Annotated in this window: 7 protein-coding genes; 2 read left to right on the top strand and 5 right to left on the bottom strand. The window is 46.2% G+C overall.

Features of this window, described 5'->3' with window-relative positions; genetic code table 11:
- The first annotated feature begins 473 nt into the window (after nt 1-473).
- Nucleotides 474-2882 (top strand): adenosylcobalamin-dependent ribonucleoside-diphosphate reductase, encoded by a 2409-nt coding sequence (locus U9Q77_11980; GenBank protein MEA3288076.1) that lies wholly within the window; start codon nt 474-476, stop codon nt 2880-2882.
- A gap of 67 nt (nt 2883-2949) precedes the next feature.
- Here the strand turns inward: U9Q77_11980 and miaA are convergent, their stop codons facing one another.
- From miaA to U9Q77_11955, 5 genes are all read right to left on the bottom strand, one after another.
- Nucleotides 2950-3861, bottom strand: coding sequence for a tRNA (adenosine(37)-N6)-dimethylallyltransferase MiaA (gene miaA, locus U9Q77_11975; protein ID MEA3288075.1), 912 nt, complete (start codon nt 3859-3861; stop codon nt 2950-2952).
- 75 nt (nt 3862-3936) lie between these two features.
- Nucleotides 3937-5709, bottom strand: a complete 1773-nt coding sequence (gene mutL / locus U9Q77_11970) for a DNA mismatch repair endonuclease MutL (GenBank protein ID MEA3288074.1) — start codon at nt 5707-5709, stop codon at nt 3937-3939.
- A 9-nt stretch (nt 5710-5718) separates the two neighbouring features.
- Nucleotides 5719-7410 (bottom strand): glutamate formimidoyltransferase, encoded by a 1692-nt coding sequence (gene ftcD, locus U9Q77_11965; GenBank protein MEA3288073.1) that lies wholly within the window; start codon nt 7408-7410, stop codon nt 5719-5721.
- 11 nt (nt 7411-7421) lie between these two features.
- Nucleotides 7422-7601 (bottom strand): hypothetical protein, encoded by a 180-nt coding sequence (locus U9Q77_11960; GenBank protein ID MEA3288072.1) that lies wholly within the window; start codon nt 7599-7601, stop codon nt 7422-7424.
- The gene (locus tag U9Q77_11955; GenBank protein MEA3288071.1) at nt 7601-8239 is read right to left on the bottom strand and encodes a site-2 protease family protein; all 639 of its coding nucleotides are present in this window, start codon (nt 8237-8239) and stop codon (nt 7601-7603) included. Before U9Q77_11955 ends, U9Q77_11960 begins: the two co-directional genes overlap by 1 nt.
- A gap of 198 nt (nt 8240-8437) precedes the next feature.
- Between U9Q77_11955 and U9Q77_11950 the strand changes: the two genes are divergently transcribed.
- Nucleotides 8438-8870 (top strand): YkgJ family cysteine cluster protein (locus U9Q77_11950; protein MEA3288070.1); only part of this gene is annotated, 433 nt, incomplete at its 3' end.

The raw sequence follows: 8870 nt of genomic DNA, 5'->3' as shown, positions 1-8870 counted from the left end.
AGGGCAAGTTAAAACCATCAAAACCCTCTGTGTTCCCTGTACGCTCTGTAGTTGTCAATATACCGCCCTATTTGTTCTCCAAATATTACTAACCGGAGTGCAAATAACGGCGCTACCGATTTATGCCAACCCCCAGAGCGTTTTGCATTTGACTGCATTTGGATGACCGTCCACATCTAAAATCGGGCTAAATGTTTGATACTCAAGGACTCACTTCCATACACAAGATGTAGCGCTTGATATAAAGAGACCTCAACATTTTGTAGTTTTTTAGAAATTGATTCTTGCCATGATAATTGCCCCCTCTATATTCAGTTCGCTAGGTATTTGTGACCAAAATCACGTGCAGGACACCATCTCACCAGGCAACCAACAATTGGGTAAAACACTTCTCGCTGTCATTTTTCCGAATTTTTGATTTGAGGGGTTATACAGCTAACGTTTGTAAAAAAAACGCTGAGGAGCGAACCTACATGTCCGAAACCATACAGTTTCCGTTCGAATTTGACGACAAGGATCTGAGTACTCCACCACTACAACATCCAGAGCTGGAGATCGAAGCCATTGTCAACCAGGACAAACCGCGCAGCGGATCAGATATTGATAGTTATTATGGCATCGATGAGTTGGGTAGGAGTGTACTCCAAAATAAATATTTAGCACCTCTTGAGAAATCTCCTGAGGATTTGTGGCGTCGACTGGCTAAAGCAATGGCAGCGTTGGAAGATACCCCGGAAATCTGGGAAGATCGCTTCTACACTATTCTACATGATTTCCGTTTTGTACCTGGTGGTCGGATCATGCACGGTGCCGGTCGCGAAGACATCAAAACGACCCTTAACAATTGCTATGTGGTCGGTATCAAGAATGACTCCATTGATGCTATTTATGATGCCATTATCCAGGAAGCCCGGACTTATAAGTATGGTGGAGGTTGCGGACATGACCTCTCCGTGCTGCGTCCCAGCGGCTCAGCGATCAACGGTACCGGTGGCGAATCCTGTGGTCCAGTCGGATTTATGAATCTCTTCAGCGAAAACACCAATACCATTGCCCAGCACGGTCGCCGCGGTGCAAATATGCAGACCTTACGGGTAGATCATCCTGATATTGCTGAATTTGTAGATATCAAACTCGACCTGTCAAAAGTAAAATATTCGAATCTATCTGTGCTGCTTACCCATGAATTTATGGAAGCAGTTGAAATGGATTCAGATTTCGAGTTGCGCTGGAACGATAAAGTTTACGAGACAGTTCGTGCCAAAGATCTGTGGGATAAAATTATTAATGCTGCTCATGCCAGTGCTGAACCAGGTATTATTTTCTGGGACACAATGGTGGATTATCATAATGCAGAATACTGCAGCCCCCTGGTGAGCACCAACCCCTGTGGCGAACAACCCCTACCAGACGGTGGAGCTTGTAATCTGGGCGCTATCAATCTGGCTCGCTTTGTCAATAATTCAGGCGAATTCCAGTGGAATGAGTTTACTGACACCGTAAGACTTAGTGTCCGTTATCTTGACAATGTGATCGACTATAATGTCGACCGGCATGCTCTTGAGGATCAGAAGAAAAATGCTCTGGGAGATCGCCGGGTCGGTCTGGGAATCCTGGGATTGGCAGATATGCTGATGCTCCGTGGTATCAAGTATGATACAGACGAGGCCCTGGAGGCTGTTGAGAAGGTCATGCAGTCTCTTTCAACAACAGCTTATAATACCTCAATCGAATTGGCCAAGGAAAAAGGTTCCTTCCCTAATTTCCAATGGAAGGGCTATCAAAACAGCAAATTTATTCAGAGTCTCCCCCAGGCTGTCCAGGATGAGATCAAGGTCCATGGTGTGCGAAACGCCACTATTCTTACTGTCGCACCAACCGGTTCAGGCGCTATTGTCGCTCAAGTAAGTTCGGGTGTAGAACCGATTTTTAATGTCAGTTACAAACGACGCGTTAAGAAAAACGAAGGTTTCGGTGAAGATTTTGATGAATTTAAAGTTGTTCATCCAACCATTCTTCAAAAATACGGTAGTGATGAAAATTTACCCGATTCCGTGATCACTTCTCATGAGATCGACCCCTATTTCAGGGTCAAAATGCAAGGTACTATCCAACGATATATTGATGCCTCAATCAGTTCCACTGTGAACCTGCCAGAGGATGTAGCAGTAGAAACTGTAGCCAATATTTATATGGCAGCATACAAAGCTGGTCTAAAGGGAATCACTGTTTATCGTGAGGGTAGTCGTGATGGGATCCTGATCTCTGACAAACCAAAGGAAGAAGCATCCACAGTTGATAGCGTTCCTCTGGTGGATCCTGAAGCAGCCCTGGCACCCCCGGTTCTGCGTCCCCGATTACGACCCAAAGATACCTTTGGCGTAACCCATCGGATCCGTACCGGTGAGGGCACCCTCTATATCACCATTAATCATGATGAAGATGGTTTATGTGAGATATTCACCACCATCGGGAAAGCCGGTGGTAATGCTGCTGCACAGGCAGAGGCGATCAGTCGTTTGATCTCGCTCTCCTTGAGAAGTGGAATGGATGTCTCAGAAATTATCAAACAGCTCAAGGGAATCAGTGGACCAAATCCGGTTTGGGAAAACGGTCAATTGATCCTTTCGACACCAGATGCCATCGGCAAAGCGCTGGAACAGCACATGGCAGAGTTTGATCTTCAAACTACCAATGAACAACTGCAGGCTGCCATCACCAGAGAAGATGGTGATAAAGATGCTGGAGCTAGTTTCAATATGGTGGAGCCAAACCATAGCGCGACCTCAAAGACCATGACTATCTGTCCCGAATGCGGGTCAACCATCTCCCATGAAGGCGGGTGTCTGCTTTGCCACAACTGTGGCTATTCCAAGTGTTAAATTACATGTACTAAAAGCAAGTAAAGAGCCTCGGGAAACCGGGGCTCTTTTATATTGTATAGCTAGATCATGCTCCCAGATCGATCCAGTGGTCAAAGGGGTGATTCCTGAACCAGGTCAATTGGCGTTTGGCAAAATTTCGAGTGTTTTTCTGAATCAATGCGATCATTTCTTGTTGGTTCACGTCCCCGCGGAAAAAAGCGTAGACTTCTTTATAACCAATAGTACGCATAGGATATAGATCAGGACTGTATCCATGATCCAGAAGGACTTGACATTCTTCCATCAATCCAGCCGCCACCATGTGTAAAACCCGTGTATTGATACGATCGTACAGGACTTTTCGATTCCGATCAAGGACCACAAAGAGGGCTTGTTTCTCAAAGGGATCCATACTGCGGGCGAACGCCTGGGTGGGGATCAAACCGGTAGATTCGTAGATCTCAAAAGCTCGCATCAACTTTTTGTGATTATTAAAATGAAAGCTCCCGGCATATTCAGGATCCATTTCAAGTAATTGATCCCACAGTGATTCTGCTTCTCCAGCATCTACTTTGGCCTGGTATTTTTTTCTTAAGGTCGGATCCTTGTGCTGCTCATCGAATAGACCAAAACGCAGAGCATCCAGATACATGCCGGCACCACCGACAACTACAGGCAACGCTCCCCGGATAATGATTTCGTGGATCAGATCGCGAGCGCGTTGATAAAAATCAGCTGCATTCCAGACAACATCAGGAGTCAGCTCATCCAATAGATGATGGGGAACCTGTTCCAGGAGTTGCGTCTCAGGAGTAGCCGTACCAATATTCATCATTTGATAGATCTGCCGGGAATCACCACTGATCACTTCAATGTCATGCAGAGCTGCCAATTGCATAACCGTCTCAGTCTTTCCCACAGCTGTGGGTCCAGCCAGGATCAGATAATCTGCCTGGGGATGATCAAGGCGTTGGTTATGAATTTGAATGGATCTCATGAATTCTGATTACCGATAATATCCTTCAACAATAATTATTCATTCCCAGAATGAATTTACCGGTCAATCACCTGGTTAGTGCCGTTCGAAACGCTTATCCAGTTCATCAATGGTGAGGTTGATGATAATGGGTCGGCCATGAGGACAGTAAAAGGGGTTTTCAGTGGCAAAGAGTCGGTCAACCAGAACCCGCATCTCTTCCTCGGCCAATGGATCACCTGCTTTGACAGCAGCTTTACAGGAATATGAGGCTGCCAACCGTTTAGCCGGCGAATAGTCAAAGACCCGGTTCTCGCGGTAATGGTCAATGATCTCTTTAAGAATAGCTCCTTCACTCCCACCGCGCATACCGCTGGGCACTGCTTCCACCAGAATGGTCCGAGGTCCGAATTCTCTCAAGCGAAAGCCCAGAGTATTTAGCGAGGGTATGATATCCACCAGAACATTGTAGTCGTCAGCGGAGAATTCCTTTGTCTCGGGAAAAAGCAATTGCTGAGCTGTGCCCTGGTTCTCATGCATATCGTGCAGGGCTTCTTCATAGAGAATACGTTCGTGGGCAACATGCTGATCGATGATGGCGATCCCATTATTGATCTGGCTGAGAATATATTTGTTATGCACTTGCCAGATAAACCCACCATTCTGCCTTTGGGGTTTGGTTGTGACCGGGCTTTGATCCAGAACCTGGCTGAATTGACGGGCTTTCTGCAGTAGTTCACTTTCTTCCGGTGTTCGTAGTGAAGCGGTAGACTCAGGTTCACCTGCAGTTTGAGTAGCGAAACTGGTTTGCTGTGGTGATCCGCCAGTCGGTGCAAAGAATGGCGCGGCCTGCGGTCGATTTTGATAGCCCGGCATCATCTTCAGGGTCTGACGCAATCCATTCTCAACGGTTTCCTTCACCACGTGGTAAACCCGCCACTCGTCGTTGAATTTCACTTCTGTTTTGGTTGGATGTACATTTACATCCACTTCATTGAGCGGAACTGAGATATCCAGCAGGTAAAAGGGAAACTCTCCCCGTTGGATCAGCGATTTATAGGCTTGATATACTGCATTGTTGATCAAACGATCGGAGATGGGACGTTGGTTGATAGAAAGATATTGTTCTCCCCTGGCAACCCTGACCAGATCCAGACTGCCAATAAAACCGGAGACCTTGATATTGCCCCGATGATCCTCAACCGGGATGATCTTGTCCCGGTATTCACTACCAAAGATGGCTGTAATCCGTTCTTCCGCCGTGGAAACTCGTACATCCAGAACGATCTTTTCATCAGCAGTAAGCTTAAAGGCAATTTGAGGATGGATCAAAGCCAGAGGTTTAACCCGATCCAGAATGTGATTGAGTTCAGTTCGTTTGGCCTTCAGGAATTTTAAGCGGGCCGGTACATTGAAAAAGAGATTTTTAACTGTGATGCGAGTACCAGTCTCCCAGGCAGCCGGCATTGTTTCGTTGGTCAAACCAGCCTGGACTTCCAGGGAATAGGCGCTCTCACTCCCACGGGCTCTTGACACCAGTTCCATCATTGAAACAGAGGCTATACTGGGCAATGCTTCACCGCGAAAACCCATGGTCTTGATCCTGAATAGATCTTCGATCTCAGCGATCTTGCTGGTAGCATGTCGTTGTAATGACAGACCTAGTTCAGCTTGATCCAGACCGACACCATCATCGATGACCTGAATCAGATCCCGGCCCCCGTTTCCAATATTGATCTCGATTTGCGTGGATTCAGCATCAATAGCATTCTCAACCAATTCTTTGACAACTGAAGCAGGTCTTTGGACAACTTCACCAGCGGCGATTTTGTTACAAAGGATATCAGAAAGAATGTGGATGCGAGACATATTTTTGGATCAGGAGCTGGGAGTCAGGAGTTTGGTATTCATTGCTGAGAGGGCTTTTTCAGATATTTTCTTAGCATCTGACCTTAAATCAGCGACTTGTTTTCCAAGATCTGTAACCACAGACTGGTCATCTATTCCTGGAATGTTGATTAGAACATTCATGGCTGCACCTTCCAAGCCAGCCCTGGCCTGAAGCACGGCGACTCCGGCATCAGATAAAGAATTTTGATTACCGATCTCAGCCATGCGAGCAGCCAATTTCATGATCTCCAATGATTCCTGCATAACCCTGAGGGGGATCTGAGCCGAATAAACAGTGGCTTTCTGGATCGCTTCATCACGAATGATCTTTTGCTCAGCACTCTTTTTAGGTAAGCGCATAGCAGCCATTACCTGATTGAAGGAGGCTGTATCCTCATCAATCAGATAGAGCATTGTATCCTTCAGCGTTTGTGCTGCATTGCTCAGTTCCTCGATCTCATCCCAATGTTCCCGGTAACCTTTTTTGTGATAAGTCAAAACACCTACCATGTTGGTTAATCCAGCTGCCAAAGCCGAGCCTAGAGCTGAAACCGAGCCTCCACCTGGTGCAGGTGAATCAGAAGCCAGTTCATCTACAAATTCTGTGACACCCATGTCGACCAACTTCTGCTCGGTCTTGGAGCCCAATTGATACTCAATGATCCGCTCTTGCGGGTTAAAGGGAGCTATCTCATTCAAACCCATACTCTGAATGGCAATTCGAATGATCTCAGCGTGTGATACGGCTGTGCTTGAATTTTGTTTTCTTAGATAATAACAACCAGCATCCAGCATGGCGTTTAAAGGGATAAGCCCGACTAATTCACTGCCGGATACGCGTAAACCACGCTTGGTAGCTTCAGTCACGACCTCATCAAAAGCGATATGAAAGGGGGTCACTTCCAAATCCACCAGGTTCATGGATATCTGAGCCATTTTGTATTCATCAATATACCAGCCCACAGCTTTTACGGCTTTGAGGGTTCCGGGACGTTTGATGGGTGTTCCATTTTCATCGCGGATGAATTTCCGAGTTTTGGGATCCCGGGCATTCCGGCCGGCTTCTCTGATCTCAAGGGCAATATCCGTGGCTTTCTTCTGATCCCTGGTATTCAGATTCACATTATAAGCAATCAGGAATTTACGGGCTCCCATGACTGTTGCACCCGAGCGGGCGTTGAATTCTGCCTGACCATAATCAGGTTTCCAGTGGGGATCTTTCAATTTGTCTGCCAAACCTTCATACTCACCAGCCCGAATAACCGCCAGGTTTTGACGATCAGGAGTTGTGGCTGAGTACTCGTATAGATAGACCGGGATGTTTAGTTCTTCACCCACTCGTTTTCCAAGGATGTGAGAAAGCTCAGCACAGTCCTCCATGGTCATGTCGCTTACTGGAATAAAGGGACACACATCCGTGGCTCCCATCCGGGCGTGTGCTCCAAAATGCTGGGTCATATCGATTACTTCCGAGGCTCGTTTGATTCCCTGGAAGGCAGCTTCAATAACATCATCTGGTGCACCCACAAAGGTTACGACGGTCCGGTTGGTATCAGCTCCGGGGTCCACATCCAGCATAGTAATGCCTTCGACATCTTTGATGGCTGTGGTGATCTGTTCGATAACAGCCAGGTCGCGTCCTTCGCTAAAATTTGGTACACATTCTACAATCTTTTGCATGAGAAAAACCTTTACGCTTTGGATAAAAAATAGAATAAATAAATTATGATTCCAGCCATGACCAACAAACCCAGAAAACTGCGTCTGGGATAACTGGAAGTGAGGCGTTGAAATTCGATCCGCTTCTGTTTCGACTCCACATCTTCAAATCGTCTCAAGCGTCGGTTTTTGGCAAACTTCAGTTCAGGCATCAGACACCAGCAAATACACCTGAAAAGAAGTTGATAAAGGGGCCAATAACCATACCCAGCACATGGAAACCAGTGACCCAACCAAACATGATGATCCCAAATAGGATCATTGGACCTTTGGTTTCGATCATATATAAGGTGTTTGCATAGCGATTGGGCAGAATGCCGGCCAGGATCTTGGATCCATCCAGAGGCGGAATAGGTAGCAAGTTGAAGAAGGCCAGTGCCAGATTGATGTAAAGTGAAAAATAGAGCATCTGAAAAATGATACGGGTAATATCCCCTGGTTGTCCATGACCAAAACCGGCCGCTAAAAATATCCTGATCAAGATCCCGGAAGCCAGGGCCAGAGCCATATTCATGGCAGGACCAGCGACTGAGATCCACATCATATCGCGTTTTGGATTTCCTAAATAACGCGGATCGACCGGTACTGGTTTCGCCCAACCGAAGTGGATCAAAAAGATCATGATAGTGCCCATGGGGTCTAGATGGGCCAGTGGATTGAGGGTCAGCCGACCCATATATTTGGCAGTTGGGTCTCCGAGACGAAAAGCCACATAAGCGTGGGCAAATTCATGAAAAGTCAGGGCAATAAGAATGGCCGGGACAGCGAGAAGAAGTGTATATAGATCCATTTATTTCAATTTTCCTTTATTCATTTTTTTAACCGCCTAATATAGACGGAGTGACAGGGATGTGAACAGGATTAGGGGATAAAAGTTTCTGGGTTTTTGAGTTCTAAGAGTTTTGGAGTAGAGAATGAAATCTTTTTAGGGAAAAAACCATCAAACTCCGGTATTTTTAGAATAGGTTGGTCTGACAATCAGGAGAGTATGATGAATTTTGTAATTAATGATAAAGATGCAATTGGTATTATTCCAAGCATGGGCAAGGATTCACCTAAACCACGGTTTTATGCTGATGGACTTAATTTTGAGTGCACTGGATGTGGAGCCTGCTGCAAACTGGGAGGTGGCTTTGTTTACCCCAGTCTTGAGGATGTGGGTTTTGCTGCCAAACATCTCGGGTTAAGCGTCAAAACCTTTTCTGATACCTATATGGAAATGCATAAAGACCAGTATGTCTTCAAGAATGATGGAGACAATTGCATCTTTTATGGTGAAAAGGGCTGTACCATCTATGACGCCAGACCCAGTCAATGCCGCACGTACCCTTTCTGGAAAGCCAACTTAAAATCCTCCTATCGTTGGAAGATCACCTGTGAGGAATGTGAGGGAATCGGTAAAGGAAAGCTGTATCGTTTTG

The sequence above is a fragment of the Candidatus Neomarinimicrobiota bacterium genome (assembly GCA_034716895.1).
Classification (GTDB): domain Bacteria; phylum Fidelibacterota; class UBA8477; order UBA8477; family JABMPR01; genus JABMPR01.
The sequence above is the reverse complement of the archived record's forward strand: the minus strand, read 5'-3'. Positions and strand labels throughout refer to the sequence as shown.

What these genes read in the sequence shown, in the direction of transcription:
- U9Q77_11955 (MEA3288071.1), bottom strand. Translation starts at nt 8,239, where the DNA reads ATGGATCTATATACACTTCTTCTCGCTGTCCCGGCCATTCTTATTGCC.
- miaA (MEA3288075.1), bottom strand. Translation starts at nt 3,861, where the DNA reads ATGAGATCCATTCAAATTCATAACCAACGCCTTGATCATCCCCAGGCA.
- U9Q77_11980 (MEA3288076.1), top strand. Translation starts at nt 474, where the DNA reads ATGTCCGAAACCATACAGTTTCCGTTCGAATTTGACGACAAGGATCTG.
- mutL (MEA3288074.1), bottom strand. Translation starts at nt 5,709, where the DNA reads ATGTCTCGCATCCACATTCTTTCTGATATCCTTTGTAACAAAATCGCC.
- ftcD (MEA3288073.1), bottom strand. Translation starts at nt 7,410, where the DNA reads ATGCAAAAGATTGTAGAATGTGTACCAAATTTTAGCGAAGGACGCGAC.
- U9Q77_11960 (MEA3288072.1), bottom strand. Translation starts at nt 7,601, where the DNA reads ATGCCTGAACTGAAGTTTGCCAAAAACCGACGCTTGAGACGATTTGAA.